Source organism: Paenibacillus sp. 19GGS1-52 (genome assembly GCF_022369515.1).
Lineage (GTDB): Bacteria > Bacillota > Bacilli > Paenibacillales > Paenibacillaceae > Paenibacillus_AQ.
Genome location: NZ_CP059724.1, coordinates 619,843 through 643,764, shown reverse-complemented (window position 1 = coordinate 643,764; position 23,922 = coordinate 619,843). Strand labels below are relative to the sequence as shown.

The window sequence follows — 23,922 nt, the reverse complement described above, 5'->3', positions numbered from 1 at the left end:
GGTTCACTTCGTCTTTTGGGCTTATAGAGCGTCTCTTTACGGATTCCGAAAAAAATTCCGTGTGGGGGAGGGTCTCCCCAGTTCACTGCATTATCTTTCAACCCATGCCGTTCCCTCTACGCCGGAGGGTTCTTCACTGTTGTCCCAAGTTCTGCACAGTTTCCTTGGCCTTCGTCTATGTTCGCGAGACTCGGCTCCCTCTTTTCCCCCTTGCAGGGCCTTTTTGACGACGCGGCAGGATTCACTTCATGTTGCGGCCTGGATTGTCGCTCGCCCTGTCTCAGACAGGTACTTTTGTCGATGCGCTTTTACACACAGATTTCGCCATGTGCAAGCATCCTAGCTACCAAGGTGGCTTGGCCCCTCCTTGGGTTGGACTTTCACCAACTAGATAATGCGTGCCTCTGGGCACGCCAAAATATCAAAAAAAGGGTGACCATTGGCCACCCTCCAGAACCGTATTTGCAAACTTATTTCTTTCTATAGCAGACTAATTCGCTCCCGCCGCTTGGCCGAGGCCAGACAGGCCTCAATCAGTCTCATATTGTGTACCGGGTCCTCCGAGGTAATAGACCGTTTCCCTTCGAACACAGCGGCTGCAAAATTATCCACCTGTCGAACATAGGGATTAGCGCCAGTTGCTTCAACGCGTCTTGTCCCGTCACCGGTATAGACGAAGAATTCAGCATCGTCTTCTCGGGCATTAAACGGCATAGGGACTTCAATCCGTCCTTCTGTGCCGAGAATCTCCAACAGCTGGCGGTTATACGCCCACATGCCGCAGTCAAAAATCAGACTTACGCCCCCCGGAAACTCTACTAGTCCAGATGCCATCATATCGACATTATCATGCTCCGGTGAAAAAATCGCCTGTACGGTTACTGCTTCCGGCTCAGCATCAAACAGCAAACGTGCTGCACTTAGCGGATAACAGCCAACATCGAACAGCGAACCGCCACCCCAGGCTGACTTGAAGCGAATATTAGTGTTGTCAGCAGCATCATTATATGTAAAAGTGCCCCGGATTGAGCGAAGCTCCCCGATTTCACCTGCGGCGATTATTGCTCTAAGCTCCGCTATCCGTGGATGATGCCGGTACATATAGGCTTCAGCCAGATGAACGCCCGCCTTGATGCAGACCTCTACCATTTCTGCCGCTTCACGGCTGTTCAGTGCAATTGGCTTCTCACACAGGACATGCTTGCCTGCTTCAGCTGCTCGAAGAACCCACTCTCGATGGAGATGATTGGGCAGTGGAATATAAACAGCATCAATCTCAGCATCGGCCAATAGCTCTTCATAGCTGCCATAAGCCTTTTCCACACCGAACTCTGCGGCTACCGCAGTGCTTTTTTCTATTCCACGGCTGGCTATCGCCTTAATCATACCAGTCTCTGAATCTACAATAGCCGGCATAACTGCGCCTGTCGCGATTTGTGCACAGCCCATTATTCCCCAACGAAGCTTTTGCGTCATAGGTGCACCTCTTTCTTAGTATAGGTCACTATTCAATACTGACACATTATCACAAAATGCATGGGATCTCTATTCGTCACCCTAACGCCTTCAGAAAGACAGCTACACCCAGGATCAGTATGCGTGCTGCATTCATCAGCACAAAATTCTTAACGGCTAGAATGAAGGTAGTTGCCTTATCCTGCTTTCCAGTAAATAAAGCGATATTGCGACGGAGCGGAATCAGGGTGAGCAATATCAGCAGCACTAGCAGCGGATTCATACCCAACATCAGCAATACAACAAGATCTAGATAAGAGGCATAATAGAGCAGCTTGAACAGCAGAAGCGCATTTTCGCGTCCGACGTAAACAGGTAGTGTATATCTGTGGTTCTCCATATCATCCTCTATGTCGCAAATGTTATTGGCCAGCATAATGCCTGCAATCCCGAGAATTGCCGGAACCGAGAACCAGAAGAGATACAGTACCTCTACCATATTAATGTGCAGGCTAACCCAGCCACCTTGAATTAACAACGCTACGACAGTATCATCCGTATGAATGTAGGCAGAGATAAAGATGATGACAAAGCCCATGAATAAGCCCGAGAACAGCTCACCCAAGGGCGTCCGCGAGATAGGAATCGGTCCGAATGAGTATAGAATGCCAATCAGGAACGACAGTCCTCCCAGCAAAAATACCAGCAGCCCCGTCTGGGCAACGAGTGCGATTCCACAGCCCACCGCTAGCACCAGTAGAATTACTATAGTCGCAACCACAACGCTTTCCTTCAGCTTAAAGTGAACAATCGCGTTATGAGTTTCATAGCCGTAGCCTTTGGTTTTTCTTGCTTTTTTGAAATCATAATAGTTGTTAATGGCCGTTGTGGCCATATCAAAGCTTAGCAGCGAAACGAACATCAGAATAAAGCGCAGAACATAGAAATCCTCGAACCGGTACAGGGCATACAACGTTCCCATTAGTAATGGTATAATACTGGCAACCTTCGTGGGGAGCTCAACAAACCTCAGAAAACTTCGTACATTCACAGCATTCACCCTTATCTGTCAAATGAGCACTACATCAAATCAATCCCTGGATCAGCAAAGCCACGGCCATAATCGCGCCACAGCGTACAGACGCTTGCAGAGACGCCCCCATTAGCGGTAAATAGGCTGGAGAGGCATTCTGCGGCTGCAGACTGCGGTAGACATGCACCGGTGCAATCGCTGTAAGCAGAGCAAGCAAGGCATAGACCGGCAGCACCCCGAGAATTACACAGGCTACCAAGGAAGCATAAGAGATATAGAGCAGTACATGCGAGAAGACCAGTGCTCTCCGCTCTCCCCAGACCACAACCAACGTGCGCTTGCCAGCCTGTTTATCCGATTTCCAGTGTAAAAAATGATGATTGAACAGCAGCAAAGTGGTCAGAAGACCTACAGGAAACGACAAAAGTACAGGCTTGATGCTGAACTCCCCTGTCTGTACGAAATAAGCACCAAGAACAGGCATCAAGCCAAAGGCGATAAAGATGGACAACTCGCTATATCCTTTGCCCCGATAGCCAAAGCGCAACGGTGGGGCTACATAGAAATAGGCGATTAATGCGCCGCCAGCTACAAACCAGAGAAGCTCTAAGCCGCTATATATACTAAGGACTGCACCACAAAGCACAGCAATAGCAAGCAAACTCCACGTCATAAACGCGAATATGGACTCAGAGAGCACTCCACCAGACAGAAAGCCCGAGTTTGTTGTGATTACATCTGGTGTATTATGAGCCTCTACATCTGCTCCATTGCGAAAATCCCAAAGATCATTCACCATATTGGAGAATAAATGTGCGGCTGCCCCACCTACAAAGGTTATGATGAACAACAACGGATGGAATGTTCCTTCCCATACATATGCTCCAACGGTTCCTAGGACAATGGGTATGAGCATAACCGGAATTACTCCAAACCGGGAGGCATTCTTAAATAACATCCACTTCTTCATATTGAGCTTAACGCCTCCTATTATCATTTAATAATGATTATTAATAGCTATTATTATACATCAAATTTCGACAATTTGGGGGTGAGTTCACGATACAAATTGTTCCCTAATCATGGTACACTGTCCTAGTTGGAACTTTTTCCCTATTGAATCTAAATAATTTTAAGGAGAGCATCATGAAGTTGCGCAAAAAGATACTGATATTCATCTCTATTGTGGGTTTTTTTGGAATAAGCGTGATTTACATACTGGTGCATTTTATATTATTAAACCGCTTCGATAAGCTTGATAAGGTCCTATTAGAGGACAAGATGACAACTGCAGTCTCTTCCTACCAGAATGAACTCAAGACTATGAAGTCCAACCTGCTCAATTATTCAGTTTGGGATGAAACCTACCATTTCGTGGAATCATCCATCCCTAAAAAAGATATTAATAACTCAACTTTCGCAGCATGAAATCGGCAGATAAGCCTTGATGTAGCTGGGCAAAGCAGAGATCCAGTGCTGGAGTTGACTTTTAATCATAGCGGATAGTTTCTTACCGACTTGATTGGCGATTTCGTTCATCAATTCCACCAATTGTTGTAATGCTACGGCCCAGTCCAAGGTACCGACTTCATCGCAAAGCAAATAAAAGAGTCCACCGAGCGTCCGCTGATCCGTGCTTTGTCGATGCTGCCAAGCCAGCAGAATATAGCGGGAAAAGACAATCGTTGTATGGCTAATGAGCAAATCATAGGAGCGGCCTTGAAACTCTTTTTGCAGGCGCAGCAAGGATTTAGCGCATTTGAAAAAGACTTCGATGTCCCAGCGAAGAGCGTAGATTTGAATGACTTCCGGTGCCGTCAGCGTTAGATCCGTCGATAGAATCGCGAGCCACTCGTTTTTCTTGGAGCGATGGCGAACAAAGACCACGACTACTGGAATGCCAGGAACAAGTTCGGTGTGAATCTGACGCAAGAGGTTCCGGTGCTTTCCTTCGACGCGCAAAGCAGCTCGGTAAAGACCTTTAAGATCCACCCGTTGACCGTGAACGAGATATCGCTTGTTGTCGTTTTTCACCATGCCAATCACATGCAGTTTGCGATCTATAATCCGCTGAATCAGGGGGGCATGCGTGAACCAGCTATCCATAAGTACGTAAGCCGCAGAAACCCCGGAAGTAATGGCTCGATCCAGCAGTTCAGAAACCAGATGCGGAGCAGAAAGCAGAGCTTCTTTCCGGCGTTTGTATCCAGAGGATCGCTTGTCGATTCCCGGATGTATGCCGGTGAGTCCAGCCTTCACGGAACTCAGCAAGGCGAAGTCCAAAGGGAGAAACGTATGACCGTCTGACCAGCCCAAGGTGAGCATGCGAAAGCCTTTATAGTAAGCCCCCGTCGCGTGATCCTTAAAGCGAGCCAACAATTCCACAGCTTTGCTCCGATTCCGCTCAAACATGGAATCATCCACAATGAATACGGAGGTCCGCGTGACGGAGGTCAAGGTTTCGACTCGCTGCACAGTGTCACTACTTAGAGAAGACAAGAAACGCCGCCAAGCGAATCCGCTGTGATTGAGAAAGCGATAGACGGCATCTTTGCCAGGAAAGGCTTCACCCTTGGCACTTTCGAGCAGACGAAACCAATTCTTCTGATGAAAGAGCAAGACAAAAACGAGCATGAACAGATGGGAACAGGTATAGCCAAACGTCTTTTTGAACCCGGCATTCCTCAGATGCTTCAGCACACCGAGCTCTTGAAAAGCAGGTCTCATTTCAGGTGGGAGTTGATCTAGGGACGACTTTTGATTTATCATAGAAGGGACACCTCTTCTGTGGTTTAGTGGATCTCGACAATCTCACTTTACCAAACGAAGTGGTGTTTTTCTATGTTGGCAAGATCCTTACTTAAACCGACTCCACCTTAACCCCAGCTTGGGGTCAACTCAATTTTGACTCTGCGAAAGTTGAGTTAATAACGCTCCCTACATTAAAAGTAATTATGACGGGCTCACCTATGAAATTAATCATTTCGATATGATTGCGCTGTTGAACAAGTTAGGGCAGCCGGTCTATGGAGGTACATATAATCAACATTCCGGAGTTATTTCTCCACTAACCCCCGAGCTTCTAAATCAAATTTCCTTGATCAACCGCCATTTGCCGCCTTTTGCGGGATCAGAGGATAGCAGGACAGGAATTGTGATGTTAGACGAGGGTCCCATGCTGATCACCCTTACACCTATATTAAATAATGAGAAGGTGCTACCGCTGGGAGGAACGGCCATTGCCGGAAGAATGCTGAACCAGGAAGAAATTATTCGAATCGGGTACGGAGCCACGATGGTTCCGGCTACCTCCTTATCGCTTGCCAAGAGCGAGGGAAAAGATACATGGATTACCACCGCTTCTAAGAATTTCAATTCTATTCATACTGTTATTTATGACCTATTCGGCAATCCCGGTATAGTCATTACAGTGGAACAGCCACGTGAAATTTATAACAACGGTATGCGATCTATCATTAACTTCCGCCTGTTCTTTCTAGGAACAACATTGCTGATGTGTATCGCCAGCCTGGTCTTTGTCAACCGATTCGTTCTGCAGCGGATGTCTTCATTAGTAAGAAATATCCGCAGCATCGGCAGCAGTCAGGATTTATCCATCCGTATCCGCAGCAAGGGTAATGATGAATTTAGCGATGTGGAGCATGAATTCAATCGCATGCTCTCGTCCCTCGAGGAAGCGCAGGAAGAACTGCGACTACAAACGATGCTCGACCCGCTGACCCACTTACCTAACCGCTCCCTCTTTTTCACAAAGCTAAATCAAGCCATTGCGGTAGCAAAAGAAGAACAGCAACAAATTGTGCTGCTCTTTATTGATCTTGATCATTTCAAGACCGTCAACGACACCTTGGGACATGATTTTGGTGATGTGATGTTAAGGGAAATAGCCACCCGAATCTCAAGCGTCATTGGTCAGAATGATGTGGTCTCCCGCCTTGGCGGCGATGAGTTCACTATTCTTTTAGCAGACATTTCGGAGAATGGTGAGGTTACCGAACAGCTGTCGCGAATTCAAGAAGCATTAGCTGTGCCACATCAGATTCATGGGCATCTCCTGTATAATACGGCCAGTATTGGTATCAGCGTCTATCCTCAGAATGGTGAGGATGCTAACTTACTCGTCAAGCAGGCAGACCTGGCGATGTTCCATGTTAAAGAATCAGGCCGCAACAATATATTTCAGTACTCAACGGTGCTGGAGGAAAGCGTAAGACGTAAAAAGGTAATCGTGCAGCAGCTGCTATCCGCCATAGCAAACAACGAATTTGAAGTTCATTACCAACCGATTTTATCCTCAGACACACTTAAGATAGTCAAGGTAGAGGCGCTGCTTCGCTGGACAAGTCCAACTTATGGTGCAGTGCCTCCCTCAGAGTTCATCCCACTGGCCGAAACCAGTGCCTCCATTATCGGCATTGGCAATTGGGTGCTCGCTCAGGTATGCTCCGATATGCGCGAGTTCCGACTCCAGGGTCTTGAGTTAAGTGCTGCGGTCAATATTTCGGCTAGGCAGCTGATGCAGCCTGGACTCTTAGAAATCCTGTTGAAGCTGCTTCAGGAATATAATCTTCCCTCCTCCTGTCTCGAGCTGGAAATCACAGAAAGTGTATTGGTATCCGGGGACAATATCTTCCAGTCGCTGCAGCAGCTTAGAGAGCATGGATTCCGCATTTCATTGGATGACTTCGGCACTGGCTTTTCTTCTCTAAGTTATCTACGACGCTTCCCAGTTGACGTTATCAAGATCGACCGATCCTTCGTATCCGAAATTACATCGGAGCCTAAGGGTGATGTGCTAGTCAAGGCTATTATTGAGCTAAGTCATGACCTTGGCCTCAAGGTTATCTCCGAAGGCATTGAACTGCAGGAACAATTTGACCTGCTGCGCCAGTTGGGCAGCGATGAGCTACAAGGTTACTATATTAGCAAGCCGATTAACTCATCGGCCATTCCTGCTTTTTTGTCACAAGATGCTCTATTTCATGACAAAAAATGATTCCAAATTTATAGGCAAGTTCTTAGCGATATGATATGATAGGCCAAGCTTATACAGCACCCTCAGGGTGCTGTTGCTATGAGCGAACACTTTTAAATATTGGAGGCTTTAACTGTCATGTCAGCGCAATCCCCATCTACTCAATCCGTCAAAATCATCACTGCGGATCCCAGTGCCATCGGCCTATTCGGACTGGCTATCGTCACCTTGGTCGCTTCTTCACAAAAGCTCGAAATCACTACAGGTCTCAGCTATGCGATTCCATGGGCAATTTTCCTTGGCGCCTTTGCCCAACTGTTCGCTGCGATCCAGGATGCCAAACACAATAACACTTTCGGAATGACCGCATTTTCCGCTTATGCCTTCTTCTGGTTCGGTATGGCGGCTAGCTGGTTAATCAAACTCGGCGTATTCGGTGCAACCCTGGCCGCTGGTATTGACCCCAAGCAGCTTGGCTTTGTATTTCTAGGTTATCTGGTCTTTACGCTATTTATGACGCTTGGCGCGGTAGAGGCCAATAAAGTACTGCTCATCATCTTTGCACTAATCGATCTGCTCTTCCTTGGCCTGACTTTCGATTCCTTTGGTATTGCTGCTGAAGCATTCCATAAACTTGCTGCTTGTGCCGAGCTTGCGATTGGTATTGTTTCACTTTACGGCTGTGGTGCATCTGTACTTAACGCCCATTTTGGACGTACCTTCCTGCCTGTTGGAGCTCCACTTGGTATTTTCAAGAAGTAGGTAACTGTCTTGTCGTAATCTTAAGAAATTGCATATATCATGAGCGACGGATAAGCGCAACACCGCCCTTTGGCGGAATGTGTTTATCCGTTTTTAATTCTAATCTATATTTAGTATGATTTCCCTTGCGCAAAGCCCATAAAAATGACATGCTATAACAACACCTACGACATTTCTCGACATATTTTACACCAGCATGGTAATCTATCCTCTATTCATTCCAGTACTCATGTTGAACTTTTCCGATATCGGAGGCACTCCATGGCTTTTATTAGTAAAAAGCCCTTAACAATCATCCTCGGCTTCATAGTTGCGCTTCAGCTCTCACTTTTTTACTACTATTCTTTATCGGTAGATCGTGAATACCGGGCTGAACAAGCTGACCTGTCGGCTCAGGCGGTTATGCTAACATCGAACATTGAAGAGAGAGTCTCGATTGTAAAAGGCGTCAGTGCTTTTATCCAGGCGGTCGGCTTTGATGCTGATCCTGCTGTTATTAATCAATATCTCGCCGCAGCCTACGGCAATTCAAGCGATATCATGAATATTATGATCGCTCCGGACGGTCTCATCCACTATGTGTATCCCCTCGCAGGCAATACTGCGATTCTGAATAAAAGTCTGTTTCTGGATTCTACATTATCCTCACCGGGCTTGATCCAAGAGACCCTCCGCTCTCGTAAAATAACAGTGGATGGTCCCCGGACGCTAGCTCAGGGTGATTATGGCATGGTGATCAGGCAGGCTTTGTATAACGGCGACTCCTTTAAGGGCATCGTGTCGGTTACTATGCGGATAGATGATATCGTGGACTTCCTGCTCACCAGTTCTGAGGTATATGTGACTAAAGTGGATCACACCTTCCTGTTCGGCAACCAGAACCATAACCCCGAGCAACAGCTTACCGCGCCTCTCGAAATTTATAATCAACATTGGTTGATGGGCGTCGCCTTGAATACGCATAAGAAATGGGAGGTACTGAGAAGCCTTCTCTTGATCGACCTTGCCTGCCTGCTTATCATTGCGTTCATCCTCTATATCCTGTGGCATCAGAATCGCTTTAACCGAGATCTGGAGCGTATAGTCAGTATTCGCACCCGGGATTTGCGTATTTCCAAACGATTATATGAGAAGCTGGCTCACTATGACTCTCTGACAGATATACCGAATCGACGTTATTTTATGGAGGAATTTGAGCGCCTTCTGCAGTCTGCCGAACCCACTCAGACCTACACCTTGTTCTTCTTCGATCTGAATCGATTCAAGGAAATTAACGATACTCTCGGCCATTCCATTGGCGATCAGGTGATTAAAGCATTGGCTGGACGACTGGCAAATGGAAATCTGCCCTTCACCATGTTCGCACGCACAGGCGGTGATGAATTCATCATGCTGTTTGAAGATATCCCTCCAGAGAGTATCCCTGATATTGCCGGGAAGATTAGTGTCCTCATCTCGGAAACGCTGAATATCGCCGGGGCCCAGCTTAACTTGTCTACCAGTATAGGAGTTTCTCTATACCCGGAGCACTCGCTAGATAAGGATGATCTATTGAAATTTGCCGACATGTCCATGTATCAGGCCAAATCTCAGGAAGATGCCGATTATTTCCTCTTCAACTGGGAACTGCGGGAAAAGCTGCTGCAGCGGACGATGATTTCTAAATACTTGCATTTTGCGCTCGAGCGTAACGAGTTCGTGCTCCATTATCAACCGCAGATCAATGCCATAACCGGAGAAATGATTGGTATGGAAGCCCTGATCCGTTGGAATCATCCGGAGAAGGGGCTGATCGGACCAGGAACCTTCATTGCTGCCGTAGAAGAAGCTGGATTAATGATTCAGCTTACAGATTGGGTGCTGCGTGAAGTATGCAGACAGCTTTGTGCGTGGAGAGCAGATGGAATGACCCTGCTGCGTACATCCATCAATATCTCCAACAGCTGGTTCTACAATCGCAATCTCCTGGAGAACCTCTTCGCCGTACTCGATCAATATCAATTAGGGACGGAAGTACTGGAGTTTGAGATTACGGAAAGCACTGCCCTTTTGGAAGAGCATTATCCGCTGTTGCAGCAAATGCGCGATCGCGGAATTGTGGTGTCCATTGACGATTTTGGCACCAAATATTCCTCTTTGAACTATTTGAAGCATTTTCCAGTCAACAAAATTAAGATTGATCGAACGTTTATTACAGGCATTGGAGTCAGCACGATTGATGAGACCATTATTAAGTCGATCGTCTATGTTGCCTCACAGCTAGGCTATGATCTTATTGCTGAAGGTGTGGAGACTGTGGAACAAGCTGATTTCTTAATTCAGCATAATTGCCCTTATATTCAGGGTTTTCTATTCTACCCAGGGCTCCCTCCGGCAGAAATTCGGAAACTAGTCTCATAATTGACACTAGAGCGAGTTGGTAAAACACCATAGGATCGCTATAATAAAGATTAGATAACCTGAAAGGATTTTGAGACGATGAATGTATTATCACCTGCAGAATTAGCTGGAACCGCGATATTTGCGCTGATCCTGGCCCTTATTGCTTATCGTGTTATCCGCGGCATGCCAAAGATGACTGGAGATATTTCGGCTTTTCGCAAAAGAACGCTTGTGTGGACCCAGGTTGCGCTCGTACTGACAGTACTCCAGCTGAATTTCAAAGCAGGCGATTGGCGGTTTGCTATTATCCTGGGACTCATTGTGCTGTTTACTGGCAGCGTCTGGTATGCAGCCCGCCACTATGATCGCCTCCGCCCTACTGATCTGGAGTCAACCGATTCCGAAAATACATTAAAATAACTAAATAACTAAACACGAATAGCAGCGAATATTTAAGCTCCCGCAAGGGGGCTTTTTTTCAATAGAACCCCTCAAAAGTTCACTAGATCGATCGAAGCATACTTCTCAGATGCACCAACCATACTATGTACATTCCATAATGATCATGGAGGGAACTTAATGTGGGCAAAAAAATCAATCTGCTGATGTTCAGTGGGGAATATGACAAAGCGATGGCCGGGCTGATCCTTGCCAATGCAGCACGGGATATTGATGTGGAGGTGACGATGTTCTTCTCTTTCTGGGGGCTGTTTCTCGTCCGTGATCCGGAGAAGATGTCATTGGAGGACAAGACTATTTATGAAAAGCTGATGGACGTCATCACGCCGAAGGGTCCTCAGCAGTTGCCACTCTCACATCTGAATTTCAGTGGCTTGGGACGGATGATGCTGGAGGAAATGATGGAGGATCAAGGCGCACCCAAGCTCATTCATTTTCTCAAAGGCGCTCGCAAAAAGAACATCAAGTTCTACGCCTGCAAGCTATCCGTAGAGATTATGGGCTTCAAGCCCGAGGAACTGCTGCCTGAGGTAGAAATCATTGATGCTGCTACGTATTTGAAAGATGCGCTGGAAAGCGATATGCAGCTGTTCATTTAGATCCCTGTCATGGGCTTTAACCTATTCCTCCCTGCTTGCATATACTGAGGCAAGGAGAAACGGCTTTGCTGTCCTTTATAAGGACGGCTCCCATTTCTTCGAGAAATATAAGGATAAAGGATATCGTGTACCTTCTTCTTTCTTATATTCAAGAAAGAAACGGCTGGAGGGGATTGTCCGTGCTGAGTATCATCCGCGCCTCTTCGGAAGAGACGCCAGCTTCACTGCAAGAGCACTTTGAAACTTTTCGTGAACATACCATCGGCATCGGCCAATATATTACCACTCCCTATGGCAGACAACCGCTGCTGTATGCTGATTGGACGGCAAGTGGTCGCTTATATGAGCCGATTGAGCGCAGATTGCAGGAGAGCTTTGGTCCCTATGTTAGCAATCCGCATACAGAGTCCAATACTACTGGATTAACCATAACCTTGGCTTACGCCGAAGCTCGCCGTATCATCAAAAAGCATGTCAATGCGAGACCGCAGGACGTTTTGCTCTTTTGCGGCAATGGGACCACTGGGGCCGTGAACAAGCTGCAGCGCCTAATGGGTTTAAAGTTGCCGGAATGGCTCACAGAGGATCAAGCTGCCTCTGCAGAAGAACGTCCGGTAATCTTCATTAGCCATATGGAGCATCATTCCAATCTGCTGCCTTGGCAGGAGGGGTTGGGCGATGTTGTCACCGTACCTCCCGATGCGGAGGGAAATATAGATGTTCAGCAGTTGGAGGCATTGCTGGTCGCCTATCGGCACCGCCGCTTTAAGATCGGCTCGTTTACCGCCTGCTCCAACGTTACCGGGATTCAAACCCCTTATCCTAAGCTGGCTGCAGCCATGCATCGGCATGGTGGGGTTTGTTTTGTCGATTTCGCTGCCAGTGCTCCCTATGAACCTATTGACATGCATCCAGCTGCTCCACTTGAGAAGCTGGATGCCATTTTCTTCTCTCCGCATAAATTCCTCGGTGGCCCAGGTTCAGGTGGAGTCCTGTTATTTGATGCTGCCCTTTGCCGAAATCAACTACCGGATGAACCTGGTGGAGGTACGGTGGTATGGGTAAACCCATGGGGTGGGCGCCGTTACATAGATACTGTTGAGATCCGTGAGGACGGAGGAACACCTGGCTTTATGCAAGCCTTCCGGACCGCACTGTGCCTGAATCTGAAAGAGCAAATGAATGGGGTTGGACATTATATGACGCTCCGTGAGCAGGAGCTGTGCCAGACTTTATTAAGTGGTCTCCGCAGGATACCCGGCCTAACGCTATTGGCCGGCAACCAAACCCAACGTCACGGAATTGTATCTTTCAACCTGCAAAATATCCATTACAACCTCGCGGTCAAGCTGCTGAATGACCGTTTCGGCATTCAGGCCCGCGGAGGCTGCTCTTGCGCTGGTCCATATGGCCATCATCTGCTGGGACTTAGTCCAGAGTTCTCCTCACTCTTCGTAGATGCATTGAATGCCGGTAACCAATCCCTAAAACCAGGATGGGTCCGCCTCTCGCTTCATCCGATTATGACTAACAAAGAAGTGGAACGGATTGTAATGGCCGTCCGTTGCATCGTCAGCCATATTAAAGATTGGCAACAAGATTATGGTTATAATCCCTCAACCAATAGCTGGGTTCATACGCGCAGCAGGGATGAAACCGAAGCGCAGGTTCGCAGCATGTTCACTTTTTAGAGACTTCCTACCAAATCAGCAGCCTCAGCGTTGGAGATAACCTGCTCCACATTTTTGCAGCCCGGAATTACACTGGTTACTGCAGGATGCTGAAGGCACCAAGCCAGCGCCCACTGTGCCATAGGAATATCACGCGGCACCTCATTAGCAGCAATCTCAGCCACAGCCTTCAACTGCTTGTTTCTCGTATCGGCATTATGGTTAGCCCGCACATCGCCCGGCTGGAAGACCGCATCTGGTTTATACTTGCCACTTAAATAACCACTCGCCAGGGGAACACGAGCCAACACTCCCAAGTTATGCTCGATGCACAGCGGAAATATGTTTTCCTCCGGCTTACGATCCAAACGGTTATAGACTACCTGAATCGCCTCTGCCTTGACGTCAGGCGCCGAACCCGTCTGAAATACACCATCGTTGGAGGCACTAATGGACACTCCCAAATGGCGGATCTTACCGGCCTGCACTTGTCTGTCCAGCATGCTCCATAGTTTGTCATTGTCAAACTCATTATCCGTTCCAGAGTGGAATTGATACAGATCTACATATTCACTCTGGAGTGCTCGCAAGGAGTCATCCAGCTGCTTCAACACATCTGCCGCACTCCACAGTTGCCCGCGTTGCAGATGGCCCTCGAAATGGTGTCCGAATTTCGTAGCTACCTTCCAGTCCGCGCGCTTCCGCCGGGCCAGATAGTTACCGATGAAGCTTTCCGACAGATGATCCCCATAGCACTCTGCAGTATCCAACAGATTAATACCAAGCTCCCCTGCCTTATCCAGCATGGCATCCACTTCGACTTGCGTAAAATCCTTGCCCCACTCGCCACCAAACTGCCAAGTTCCCAGACCAATAACCGATATATCCATCCCTGTACTTCCGAGCTTACGATATTTCATAGAACACCTCTTCCGCAAAATTTATATTCAGCTCTAGTTCATACATACTGTTCTAACCGTTACAGATTAACTTTATCACTATCCGCTGCCGCTTTGGCAAAGCGGGCCTCGATGGCCTTAACTCCCCAAAGTGACAATCCAATAAACAGTAATACATAGATCACTTCACCCGGGTGGCGGATAAACCGTTCAACATCATTCCCAATATATGAAACTGCGAATACCATGATGGCTTTGCCTGCAAATAGTGCTATTAAATAGGAACGCAACTTCATTCTAGCAAGTCCAGCAGCCATATTAATGACCACAAACGGCCCCACAGGAAAAAGACTAAGCAGAAAAACATAGCTAAAGCCACTCTGACGTACCCAAGTCATACTCTTGGCAACCTTTGGGCGCAAGGCCCATTTCCGTAGATACGGATGGGAAGCTATTTTTCGGATAATCAGGAAGGTGGTTACACAACCAGCCAACAAGCCAATCCAGGAGTACAGAAAGCCCAGCCATAATCCATACACAGCTGCGTTCAAACCCACAATAGCGATTGTAGGCAGTGGTGGCACAAAAGATTTCATAAAGGCCAGCCCGATACCAGGCAGCGGTCCAAGAGAACGATATTGTTCCAGCATGTGCCGTAGCTTGTCCTCAGTCAGCCATGACATTACATCTAAAAGGTACATAGCTTGGCGTTCTCCCTATCTGGTTCCAAATTCTTAACATCTAATCACGATTATACAATAGTTTTTTACCCAAAGCTCGAAGCAGCAGCTGTAATAAGCCTAGACAAGCAGAAGCTGTGAAGGCTATGATGAATACTGACAAAATTTATGTTGAGCATCACCAAAGAGAGGTCTCTATGAAATTCTTCAATTATAGAATGCTAGCTAAACGGAGCTTTGGCTTGGTTTGTATTTGCTTGCTTGCCGTTACCTTGCTGCTGCCTCTACTGCGCTCATCCGCAGCCTGTTCCCGTAATAACCCAGGTATAATAGACTTGACGGGATGTCCCTTCAATGACTCTCTGAACGTCAATCTGGACGGAAAATGGGAGTTCTATTGGAATCAGCTGCTGTCCCCCTCCTCTATTGACTCTGCGGTTAAACAGGATATCAATTATATCCCCGTACCCGCAGTTTGGTCCTCTCTCCCACACGGGGAAGACTATCCCAAGTATGGAGCCGCCACTTATAAGCTTCTCCTTATCCTGCCCTCAGGAGCCCAAGACTACGCACTCAAAGTGAGCAGCGTCCGTACGGCAAGTATTGTCTATGTGAATGGAGAGCGGCTTGGAGGAAGCGGTCAGCCAGGGTTATCCCGACAAAATACTAATCCTAAAAATGCTCCTAACGTCGTCCAGTTTAAAGCTCCCGAAGGAAGGGCTGAAATTGTTATCCAGGCCTCCAATTTCACTTATACAAATGGAGGTATTGCCAACTCCATTCAGGTCGGAACCTCAAAAGCTATCCTGCGTCTTGAACAACGAAATAGAACATACGATACGATCCGTTTATCCGGTTTTGCCTTCATGGGATTCTATTTCTTAGGTCAGGGCCTTCAGCGCAAAGAAGACCGCCCTTCTTTAGAACTTGCCTTGTTCTGTATCGCTTTAGCGGTGTATCTAATAACACATAGTGAAAAACTGCTTTTTAACCTTATTCCTGCGATCTCCTATGAATGGTTCAGTAAACTGCAAATCCTCTCTACCCTTATAGGATGCTATTCGCTATGCAGCTATACCTATTCTCTATTTCCTAAGCTGTACTCCCGTTGGATGCTGAGAATCGCACTTGGCACTTCCTTTATCTTTTGCATCTTTACCTTACTCAGCCAAATCCACTATTACTCCCAGCCATTCGAATATTTCCTTGCTCTTTACATGCTGCCCATCGGGTACGCTATTTACGTGATGATTCGGGCCACTCTGCACAAAGAAATAGGCTCCTCTTATCTGCTCATAAGTATCTTTGCTTTAGGGGTATTTTCATTTTCCCTATTTGCCAACCTAGCCTATGGCACTGATCTATATTCAACCTTACCTGTAGCAGGACCGATTTTCGTCTTGACCCAAGGCTTGTTTATTTCCACCCGCCACGCTCATGCCTATGAGACAATCAAGGAATTGTCACAGCAATTGGAGCGCAAGGATAAGGACAAGGATGAGTTCCTGCTCAAAATCTCAAATGAACTGCGCACTCCGCTAAATGCAATTATTAATATTTCATTATCGTTGTTTGAAGATGCTAACGCCGCTATGAGCCCGTCACAGCGTGACGACATTAGGCTCATTCTTGGTACCGGAAGACGGCTTGCCTTTCTGGTGCGGGACATTCTGGATTATGAGCAGATTCGAGGACAGCGCATCAAGCTTTACTGGAAGCCGATTGATATTCAGGGCGTCGCCAACATCGTGATTGAGGTCTTTCAATTCCTGAACAAAAAGGGTGAAATACGCATTAAAAACCGCATCCCACCCGGCGTCTTCATTGTCGAAGCAGACGAACATCGGCTAATGCAGGTCTTATATAATCTGCTGGATAATGCACTCAAATTCACCGATCGCGGCAGCGTAGTATTCGAAGCCGAGCAGATTGATGATTACGTCCACGTTAGCGTCACAGATACCGGACGGGGCATTCCTAAAGAACGACTGGAGAGTATCTTCCGCGACTATGAACAGGTCAATGAAGCCGATTCGCTGGAAAACGGTGGACTTGGCCTTGGACTTGCCATTTCGAGGAAGCTGATTGAACTGCACGGAGGCACGATCGAAGTTTCTTCCGCCTTAGGCCGGGGCAGCTGCTTCACCTTTACCATACCTTTCTCACAACAGGGGACCTACTGGGAGGAGCCGGAAGACCGCCAGTTGCTTCTAACTCCGGTAATATTACCAATGGAAGCTCTAGTCGATGGCGTAGCATTCCAGGAGAGCGCGGCTACAACGGCGCGGACTGAAGACGTGAACTATTATGCTCCACGAATTCTCATTGTAGATGACGATTATGCCAACTTGAAGGCTTTGACCAATCTGTTGTCATTGGAAAATTATATAATTTCAAGTGCAAGAAGCGGCAAAGAGGCACTTACTATCCTCACCGACGAACGTGATTTCGATCTCTGTATTCTGGATGTAATGATGCCCGAAATGTCTGGTCTTGAATTATGCCGGATCATCCGCCGGACCTATAGTCCGTTGGATCTGCCCATTCTTATGGCTACGGCAGGACAGCAGCTTCACTTTAATGAAGCCGCCTTCAGTGCAGGAGCAAATGATTTTATCCATAAGCCCTATGCCTGGAGCGATCTTAAGGGTCGGGTTAAGACACTTGTGCAGTTGAGAAGATCCGTATCCGATCGTCTCGACTCCGAAATTTCCATGCTGCGCGCGCAGATCAAACCACATTTTCTCTATAATGCAATCAATACCATTATTTGGATGAGCTCACGAGATAACGATAAAACACAGCAATTACTCTATGATCTTAGTCATTTTCTGCGGGGAAGCTTCGATTTCGGCAATCAGGAGACGGCGGTCCCGTTCGAGAAGGAGCTTGAGTTGATTGAGGCTTACTTGTCACTGGAGAAGGCTCGTTTCGGTAAAAGACTCACGGTTCAATACGATATTGGAATTTCTGAATTCTCCCTTCCTCCGTTAATCGTCCAGCCTATTGTCGAGAATGCGGTTCGGCATGGCCTCATGGAGAAGATGGACGGAGGTACGGTGACTCTGGCAACGAGGCGGGTGGGAGATCAGGCGATTATTACGGTTTCAGATAACGGAAAGGGAATGAGCGACGACAAGCTAACCTCCTTGATGAAAGACGGCTATGTTTCCACTCAAGGGGACGGGACGGGAATTGGTCTCAAGAATATTAATCGTAGATTATTGAAGCAGTTTGGCCAGCCATTACAGATTGCCCGGAGGGGAAATGGCGGCATAGAGGTGAAAATTACAATTCCATGGAAGGATGATCTCTCCTGAATTATACAGTAATGGTAGTAGATGACGAATGGCCTGCGCTTGAACAAATGCAGGAGTTACTGTTGCGGTGTGAAGGGATCTCCTTCGTGCATATACACGATAACCCACGGGAGGCTTTTATAGCCGCCGTTGAGCTGAAGCCGGATATTCTATTTCTGGATATCCAAATGCCTGAGCTTTCAGGCTTAGCTTTTGCCGAGAAGCTGCTACCGTTCTCTCCGGCAACTGACATTGTGTTCGTTTCTGCATATCGGAATTATGCTGTCGAAGCCTTTGAATTGTCGGCTGTAGACTATTTACTCAAGCCTGTCGACCCCTCACGTCTACTGAAGACATGGACTAAATTCTTGGCCAAGAGATTGCCGATCGAATCTGTGGAGCAGCAAAATACTAAAATTCAGTTTCAACTCCTGGGAGGTTATGAATTAACCGGCCCTCATGGTGTAGTGAAGTGGAGTACACATAAAGCAGGTGAATTATTTGCTTACTTATGGATCCATAGACAAGGAAATGTAGGCGTAATCCTGAATGACTTATTCCCTCAATCTAATTACGAGAAGGGCAAGCAGTATCTGCATACCACCGTCTATCAGATCCGTAAAACACTTAAGAATGCAAATCTTGGTGAGAATATAGAGCTAATCTTTGACAGAGAGAACTACAGACTGGAGTCCAAAGGAATTATAAGCGATACTGAGATATTTCTGGAGGCTGCAACGACCGCCCTTCATGACAACCACACTGATGGGCTGCAGGCTGCAGCCGCTCTATATGCAGGAGAACTTCTGCTATCCAATGACAGCTTGTGGCTTTATTCCATCCGTGACAAATTCCGCACACTCTACATCAATCTATTGGAACAGCTTACACTAAGCCTTCTGCAGCATGGACGCACTTATGAAGCTGAAGAGTATGCTATACGCCTTGCTGAGCTGGAACCACTTGAAGAGGGATATTGTCTGCAGTTAATCTCGATTTATTATCGTATCGGAAAGCCTTTCAAAGCACAGCGTAGGTTTACTCAGTTCAGAGATATCTATGAGGCAGAGCTGGGTGAGAAATTGCCAGAACGGTTTCAGGTAGAGTATAGCCGGCTAGGTATATAGTTGCACCAAATCACTAATTTAAAATAAAAAAAGTCTAAAAAAAGTCTAAAAAAAGCCCTGAAAGCCGTTTACAGGGCTTTTCGGGCTTTTTTGAGTTTTTATTTCTTTCTTTTTTTGCTAATCTTCGACATTTTATCAGCGATCTATCAGTGACACCCGCTACTATAGACATAGACAACAAGATCACATACCTGATTGTATTCATATTATACGGAGGTAGTAACATGATAAAATTATTTAATTTCAAAAATTATTTTAGAAGTTCGAGGCTTCTTACCCTCATGTTCACTACGATGCACGAAGTAACCGCAGACACCACACCTCCTGCCATGTCCGTTGAGGTGACTACAGATAAACCTGCTTACACCCCCGGAGAGGAAGTAACTGTGCAGGTTCATTTAAAAAATTTCTCAGCAAATGACCATGGCTACAGTTATTTGAATTTCATAGTACAATATGACAGCAATATATTCGACAATTCCGAATATCTTCATCAATCCTGCTATAAAGAGGACTGCTACACTGCTGGGAATGAGGTTGACAATTCATTTGAATTTAATTTCATCAGTCCGGTCGACGGAAGTATATATTTCGGCAAAAATACCAGTATGCGCGGAATTGATATTCAGGTTGAAGCCAATAATAAACAATCCTACATCCCAGCAGTCGATCAGACGCTGGTAACCTTCAAGCTGCGCATCAAAGAGAATACACTCGCTTCCACATCACTGATCAGTCTGGCCAACGAATTCACAAGAATTAGAACGTCTATATCCAATAGCAGCGTCTATCTGTACTCACCTGACGTTACATCCATTTCTTCAGAACCTACGAGCATCCTTCCTTCGATAACAGTCTCAACTTATTCACAATATTTACCTAACAACCCAGTGGCCTAAGAGCTAAGTCTTTATAATAGACTTCATTTGTAAGACCGACTAATTTACTGGTCGGTTTTTTTGAAATGATAAGAAGTAAAGAGAGTAAAGTCGGGACCGGACTGAGAAGCCTCTATTTTCTCGAAATCGGGCTATTTGGGAGTTTGACGGACTCCATGTACGCTATTAACCAAATTCTTTCCTAATAAAACCTGTTTTCACCTCAATAGCGTCTCCTGAGTCCGCTTCCTGCTTTCCCCCAGCCTTTCAAGTGAAATAGCAGCTATACAGTCCGCCAGTCTTAATCTGCAACTATTCAGACTTTGTATTTTGCCTCTTTGTTCGTTTACTCGAATTCATCAACTACAATTTAGGTTTGAACCCGTATAATATGTAATAAAACGTCTAAGAAAGAGGCGCATTATGATACTGCATTCAGTGGGTCTGGATTTACGAAGTACTACCAAGCAGGATTTGGATTTCGTGCTCGCAGCTGAGCAGGGTGAGCCTAACCGCAGCTTTATTGGTCAATGGAGCAGGGAGGAGCACGCGGCTGCCATTGATGACGAGGACATCCTACATTTCATTATTCAGGAGACTTCAGGAGAACAGACGGGATATGTTATTCTAACAGGGCTTCAGGACCCAAATCTTACCGTTTGCATTAAACGAATCGTCATCCAGTCCAAAGGGCGCGGCTACGGCACCATGACGTTACGACTACTGATCGATTGGATCTTTGTCCATACCGAGACGCATCGGCTGTGGCTGGATGTCAAGGATCATAACCTTAGAGCACGCCACGTGTATGAAGGTGTTGGCTTTACACTTGAAGGTACACTGCGTGAGTGCGTAAAGGTAGGAGAATCCTTCGAATCCCTGCAAATGATGTCTATCCTACGGCAGGAGTTTCTGGAGCGGGTATGAGTGGAATTACTCGACATCGCTTTAGGTATCAAAAAAAGACTGCCCATGCCTTGAAAATCAGGCTTACATGGACAGTCTATTTTTAATTATAGCTTTAATATAGCCTTACGTTAGAATGCTGGAACTACAGCTACCCCATATTTGTCCTCAATAAATTTCTTTACATCAGGGCTGTTGAGCGCTGCATCAAGCTTCTTAATCTCATCGCGGTTCTCATCCCCTTTGCGGACAACTACGATATTTGCATAGGGTGAATTGGCATCCTCGCGGAACAAGGCCGAGTTTGGATCGATTTTTGCCTCAAGCACTACGTTCGTATTAATTACAGCTCCGTCTAGATCGGGCAGTGCACGCGGCAATGTAGCAGCATCTGCTTCAACGAATTCAAACTTATGCGGATTGTCCACGATATCCTTCGGTGTTGCTTCATAGGTGGTCAGTCCATCCTTGAGCTTAATTAATCCCTGCTGCTGCAGCAGAACCAGTGCTCTGTATTCGTTGGATGGGTTGTTTGGGATGCCGATCTTGGCCCCGTCCGGCAGTTCTTCCTTAGATTTCAGCTTCTCCGAATAAAAGCCAATCGGCTCTACATGCACTTTAGCCGTGACGACAAAATCATAGCCCTTTTCGTCCTTGATCGAATCCAGATAAGGCACATGCTGAAAATAGTTGGCATCTATTTGTTTCTCCTGAAGCGCCGGATTAAGCTGACCCTCATCATCTAGAACAACTATATCCAGATTAACTCCTTCTTCCTTCAGTTTTGGTTTGATGAACTCCAATATTTCCGCATGCGGGACAGCAGCAGCGCCAACTTTGAGCGTAACTTCTTTTACGGCATTCCCACTTTTCGCACCCTCTGCAGCAGCAGAGTTATCCCCTTTGTCAGAGCTGCATCCGGCTAGCGCCCCCGCTAGAATAATCATTACTGCCATCAACAAGCTTCCTTTTTTCTTCACCCTAATCCCCTGCCTCTCCCTAAAATATATATATTTCATAACATTGAAACCGTAGAAACTGTAGAATTCGCTACATTAAGTAAAGCTTGGTCTATTCACTTTTACAGCGTTTCCTATCTATAGATCTGGCAATATGATCACCGGACCACTGCAGGATCTGGACAATAAGAATAATCAGGAGGACTGTGCCCAGCAGAATATCTGTACGAAAACGCTGATACCCGAAGCGAATAGCAAGACTGCCTAGCCCACCAGCACCTATTGCACCGGCAACCGCAGTAAACTCCGTAATAGAGATCACAGCTATCGTTATGCCCCGCACTAATGCTGGTAACGCCTCTGGAATAATCACCTGAAAAATAATGGTAAAGGGAGTGGCGCCCACAGATTTAGCAGCTTCGATCTTCCCCGCCTCCACTTCCCGGAGTGAATTCTCAATAATTCGGCCCAGGAAGGGCGCTGCCCCAATGGAAAGGGAGACAATAGCCGCAGTCGGTCCGAGCGAGGTCCCCACAATCAGACGCGACAGAGGGAGAAGCAGCACGATCAGAATAATAAACGGAATGGAGCGCACGCCATTGATTACTGTGCTAAGTATTCTGTTGATCTGTGAAGCAGGCAGAACACCGCCCTTATCGGTGACTACTAAAGTAACACCGAGCACAAGGCCAAGTAACAGTGCGAATACAGAAGACCATAACACCATATATAGCGTCTGCAGCAGCCCTCCCCACAGCAGTTCAACCATATCCTCCTTCATCGCAGCATCACCACCTTCTCCGCTTCGCTCCCAGCCTTGTAGTAGTTGAATATGTTCACAAATTGCTTGGCCGTTTCGCTCTCAGGACGGTGAAATAGCTGTTCTACCGAACCCGTCTCCACAATACGCCCACCCTCAATAACAGCCGCTTCACTGCAAATATGCCGCAGCACATCCATTTCATGCGTAATGAGTACAATGGTAAGTTGCAGCTTTCGGTTAATATCCTGCAGCAGCTCTAGAATGGAAAAGGTTGTCTGCGGATCTAGCGCAGACGTAGCCTCATCGGAGAGCAATACGTCTGGCTCAACAGCGAGCGCACGGGCAATGCCTACTCTTTGCTTCTGGCCTCCGCTGAGCTGTGACGGGTAGGCATTCGCTTTGTCACTTAGCTGTACCAATTCAAGGATGTCATACACACGCCGCTGAATATCCTGCCTAGAATAACCAGCTACTTTTAGCGGGAACGCTACGTTTCCATACACTGTCTTGGAATCCAGCAGATTAAACTGTTGGAAGATCATGCCGATTCTGCGTCGGGCTAACCGCAAGTCTTTTCCTTTTAAGTCTGTAATTACGGTGCCTCCTATTTCAATACTGCCTGAATCTGGTTCCTCCAGACGGTTAAGGCAACGAATTAAGGAGGATTTACCGGCCCCGCTGGAACCGATAATGCCGAATATCTCACCTTTTTTGATATGTAGATTAACATCTTCTAAGGCAGATACTGCCCCATCCCGAGAAAGGTAACTTTTGGTCAAATGTTTAACAACAATCATATGCCCACTCACTCCATCCTCCATTGGATACTACAACCCGCTTGCGCTATCTCTTATATTTCAATAAAAAAAAGATCAAGCCTCACCGCATACGACGGTAGGACTTGATCTCCAGCTTTCTGGTCAATCAATTTTATTCCGATTAAATACATAGGATTAATATAGGACACTTGTAGATAACTGTCAATCGTATTTTTCGCATCACCATTCTGAATGTTTCAAAGACACAACAAGAAGAAACGCCTGTCGTCCTTTGAG

Annotated in this window: 21 protein-coding genes; 12 read left to right on the top strand and 9 right to left on the bottom strand. The window is 46.6% G+C overall.

The window, feature by feature from the left end:
* Positions 1 to 248: 248 nt before the first annotated feature.
* The gene (locus tag H1230_RS02990) at positions 249 to 395 is read left to right on the top strand and encodes a hypothetical protein (protein ID WP_239711337.1); all 147 of its coding nucleotides are present in this window, start codon (positions 249 to 251) and stop codon (positions 393 to 395) included.
* Between the two features lie 85 nt (positions 396 to 480).
* Here the strand turns inward: H1230_RS02990 and H1230_RS02985 are convergent, their stop codons facing one another.
* The 3 genes from H1230_RS02985 to H1230_RS02975 all read right to left on the bottom strand — a co-directional run bounded on the left by H1230_RS02985 (position 481) and on the right by H1230_RS02975 (position 3,458).
* Entirely contained in the window at positions 481 to 1,476 is a 996-nt protein-coding gene (locus H1230_RS02985) for a Gfo/Idh/MocA family protein (RefSeq protein ID WP_239714162.1), read from the bottom strand.
* Between the two features lie 76 nt (positions 1,477 to 1,552).
* Entirely contained in the window at positions 1,553 to 2,506 is a 954-nt protein-coding gene (locus H1230_RS02980; protein WP_239714161.1) for a 1,4-dihydroxy-2-naphthoate polyprenyltransferase, read from the bottom strand.
* Between the two features lie 34 nt (positions 2,507 to 2,540).
* Positions 2,541 to 3,458, bottom strand: coding sequence for a prenyltransferase (locus tag H1230_RS02975; RefSeq protein WP_239714160.1), 918 nt, complete (start codon positions 3,456 to 3,458; stop codon positions 2,541 to 2,543).
* Positions 3,459 to 3,634: 176 nt separating this feature from the next.
* Here H1230_RS02975 and H1230_RS02970 point away from each other — a divergent pair, with 176 nt between their 5' ends.
* Positions 3,635 to 3,916 (top strand): hypothetical protein, encoded by a 282-nt coding sequence (locus H1230_RS02970; protein WP_239714159.1) that lies wholly within the window; start codon positions 3,635 to 3,637, stop codon positions 3,914 to 3,916.
* Here H1230_RS02970 and H1230_RS02965 read toward each other — a convergent pair.
* Positions 3,899 to 5,257, bottom strand: coding sequence for an IS4 family transposase (locus tag H1230_RS02965; RefSeq protein WP_239711655.1), 1,359 nt, complete (start codon positions 5,255 to 5,257; stop codon positions 3,899 to 3,901). The two genes, H1230_RS02970 and H1230_RS02965, sit on opposite strands and share 18 nt — an antisense overlap.
* A gap of 172 nt (positions 5,258 to 5,429) precedes the next feature.
* Here H1230_RS02965 and H1230_RS02960 point away from each other — a divergent pair, with 172 nt between their 5' ends.
* The 6 genes from H1230_RS02960 (at position 5,430) to H1230_RS02935 (ending at position 13,377) form a co-directional block, all read left to right on the top strand.
* The gene (locus tag H1230_RS02960; RefSeq protein ID WP_275591238.1) at positions 5,430 to 7,505 is read left to right on the top strand and encodes a bifunctional diguanylate cyclase/phosphodiesterase; all 2,076 of its coding nucleotides are present in this window, start codon (positions 5,430 to 5,432) and stop codon (positions 7,503 to 7,505) included.
* A gap of 117 nt (positions 7,506 to 7,622) precedes the next feature.
* On the top strand, positions 7,623 to 8,246 hold the full coding sequence (locus tag H1230_RS02955) for an acetate uptake transporter (protein WP_239714157.1): 624 nt from the start codon (positions 7,623 to 7,625) through the stop codon (positions 8,244 to 8,246).
* 261 nt (positions 8,247 to 8,507) lie between these two features.
* The gene (locus H1230_RS02950) at positions 8,508 to 10,646 is read left to right on the top strand and encodes a bifunctional diguanylate cyclase/phosphodiesterase (RefSeq protein WP_239714156.1); all 2,139 of its coding nucleotides are present in this window, start codon (positions 8,508 to 8,510) and stop codon (positions 10,644 to 10,646) included.
* Between the two features lie 78 nt (positions 10,647 to 10,724).
* The gene (locus tag H1230_RS02945; RefSeq protein ID WP_239714155.1) at positions 10,725 to 11,048 is read left to right on the top strand and encodes a hypothetical protein; all 324 of its coding nucleotides are present in this window, start codon (positions 10,725 to 10,727) and stop codon (positions 11,046 to 11,048) included.
* Positions 11,049 to 11,209: 161 nt separating this feature from the next.
* On the top strand, positions 11,210 to 11,686 hold the full coding sequence (locus H1230_RS02940; RefSeq protein ID WP_239714154.1) for a DsrE/DsrF/DrsH-like family protein: 477 nt from the start codon (positions 11,210 to 11,212) through the stop codon (positions 11,684 to 11,686).
* 173 nt (positions 11,687 to 11,859) lie between these two features.
* Positions 11,860 to 13,377 (top strand): aminotransferase class V-fold PLP-dependent enzyme, encoded by a 1,518-nt coding sequence (locus H1230_RS02935; protein ID WP_481857158.1) that lies wholly within the window; start codon positions 11,860 to 11,862, stop codon positions 13,375 to 13,377.
* On the opposite strand, the gene H1230_RS02930 is transcribed toward H1230_RS02935, so the two are convergent.
* A complete protein-coding gene (locus H1230_RS02930) occupies positions 13,374 to 14,276 on the bottom strand; it encodes an aldo/keto reductase (RefSeq protein WP_239714152.1) in 903 nt (300 codons plus the stop codon). The two genes, H1230_RS02935 and H1230_RS02930, sit on opposite strands and share 4 nt — an antisense overlap.
* Before the next feature lie 59 nt (positions 14,277 to 14,335).
* Positions 14,336 to 14,956, bottom strand: a complete 621-nt coding sequence (locus H1230_RS02925; RefSeq protein WP_239714151.1) for a TVP38/TMEM64 family protein — start codon at positions 14,954 to 14,956, stop codon at positions 14,336 to 14,338.
* A 176-nt stretch (positions 14,957 to 15,132) separates the two neighbouring features.
* Here H1230_RS02925 and H1230_RS02920 point away from each other — a divergent pair, with 176 nt between their 5' ends.
* From H1230_RS02920 to H1230_RS02905, 4 genes are all read left to right on the top strand, one after another.
* On the top strand, positions 15,133 to 18,255 hold the full coding sequence (locus H1230_RS02920) for an ATP-binding protein (RefSeq protein ID WP_239714150.1): 3,123 nt from the start codon (positions 15,133 to 15,135) through the stop codon (positions 18,253 to 18,255).
* A gap of 11 nt (positions 18,256 to 18,266) precedes the next feature.
* Entirely contained in the window at positions 18,267 to 19,361 is a 1,095-nt protein-coding gene (locus tag H1230_RS02915) for a response regulator (protein WP_275591092.1), read from the top strand.
* A gap of 224 nt (positions 19,362 to 19,585) precedes the next feature.
* Positions 19,586 to 20,260: a cohesin domain-containing protein gene (locus H1230_RS02910; RefSeq protein ID WP_239714149.1), complete on the top strand. Its 675-nt coding sequence runs from the start codon at positions 19,586 to 19,588 to the stop codon at positions 20,258 to 20,260.
* 402 nt (positions 20,261 to 20,662) lie between these two features.
* A complete protein-coding gene (locus H1230_RS02905) occupies positions 20,663 to 21,166 on the top strand; it encodes a GNAT family N-acetyltransferase (RefSeq protein ID WP_239714148.1) in 504 nt (167 codons plus the stop codon).
* A gap of 110 nt (positions 21,167 to 21,276) precedes the next feature.
* Here H1230_RS02905 and H1230_RS02900 read toward each other — a convergent pair whose 3' ends face one another.
* The 3 genes from H1230_RS02900 to H1230_RS02890 form a co-directional block, all read right to left on the bottom strand.
* The gene (locus H1230_RS02900; protein ID WP_239714147.1) at positions 21,277 to 22,101 is read right to left on the bottom strand and encodes a MetQ/NlpA family ABC transporter substrate-binding protein; all 825 of its coding nucleotides are present in this window, start codon (positions 22,099 to 22,101) and stop codon (positions 21,277 to 21,279) included.
* A gap of 115 nt (positions 22,102 to 22,216) precedes the next feature.
* The gene (locus H1230_RS02895) at positions 22,217 to 22,885 is read right to left on the bottom strand and encodes a methionine ABC transporter permease (RefSeq protein WP_239714146.1); all 669 of its coding nucleotides are present in this window, start codon (positions 22,883 to 22,885) and stop codon (positions 22,217 to 22,219) included.
* Positions 22,882 to 23,664, bottom strand: a complete 783-nt coding sequence (locus H1230_RS02890) for a methionine ABC transporter ATP-binding protein (RefSeq protein ID WP_239717057.1) — start codon at positions 23,662 to 23,664, stop codon at positions 22,882 to 22,884. The genes H1230_RS02895 and H1230_RS02890 overlap by 4 nt, the downstream gene beginning before the upstream one ends.
* Positions 23,665 to 23,922 lie beyond the last annotated feature (258 nt).

Coding starts and splice junctions, on each gene's coding strand:
- H1230_RS02990 (WP_239711337.1), top strand. CDS start 249: ATGTTGCGGCCTGGATTGTCGCTCGCCCTGTCTCAGACAGGTACTTTT.
- H1230_RS02985 (WP_239714162.1), bottom strand. CDS start 1,476: ATGACGCAAAAGCTTCGTTGGGGAATAATGGGCTGTGCACAAATCGCG.
- H1230_RS02975 (WP_239714160.1), bottom strand. CDS start 3,458: ATGAAGAAGTGGATGTTATTTAAGAATGCCTCCCGGTTTGGAGTAATT.
- H1230_RS02970 (WP_239714159.1), top strand. CDS start 3,635: ATGAAGTTGCGCAAAAAGATACTGATATTCATCTCTATTGTGGGTTTT.
- H1230_RS02965 (WP_239711655.1), bottom strand. CDS start 5,257: ATGATAAATCAAAAGTCGTCCCTAGATCAACTCCCACCTGAAATGAGA.
- H1230_RS02955 (WP_239714157.1), top strand. CDS start 7,623: ATGTCAGCGCAATCCCCATCTACTCAATCCGTCAAAATCATCACTGCG.
- H1230_RS02950 (WP_239714156.1), top strand. CDS start 8,508: ATGGCTTTTATTAGTAAAAAGCCCTTAACAATCATCCTCGGCTTCATA.
- H1230_RS02945 (WP_239714155.1), top strand. CDS start 10,725: ATGAATGTATTATCACCTGCAGAATTAGCTGGAACCGCGATATTTGCG.
- H1230_RS02930 (WP_239714152.1), bottom strand. CDS start 14,276: ATGAAATATCGTAAGCTCGGAAGTACAGGGATGGATATATCGGTTATT.
- H1230_RS02925 (WP_239714151.1), bottom strand. CDS start 14,956: ATGTACCTTTTAGATGTAATGTCATGGCTGACTGAGGACAAGCTACGG.
- H1230_RS02920 (WP_239714150.1), top strand. CDS start 15,133: ATGAAATTCTTCAATTATAGAATGCTAGCTAAACGGAGCTTTGGCTTG.
- H1230_RS02915 (WP_275591092.1), top strand. CDS start 18,267: ATGGTAGTAGATGACGAATGGCCTGCGCTTGAACAAATGCAGGAGTTA.
- H1230_RS02910 (WP_239714149.1), top strand. CDS start 19,586: ATGATAAAATTATTTAATTTCAAAAATTATTTTAGAAGTTCGAGGCTT.
- H1230_RS02905 (WP_239714148.1), top strand. CDS start 20,663: ATGATACTGCATTCAGTGGGTCTGGATTTACGAAGTACTACCAAGCAG.
- H1230_RS02900 (WP_239714147.1), bottom strand. CDS start 22,101: ATGGCAGTAATGATTATTCTAGCGGGGGCGCTAGCCGGATGCAGCTCT.
- H1230_RS02895 (WP_239714146.1), bottom strand. CDS start 22,885: ATGAAGGAGGATATGGTTGAACTGCTGTGGGGAGGGCTGCTGCAGACG.
- H1230_RS02890 (WP_239717057.1), bottom strand. CDS start 23,664: ATGATTGTTGTTAAACATTTGACCAAAAGTTACCTTTCTCGGGATGGG.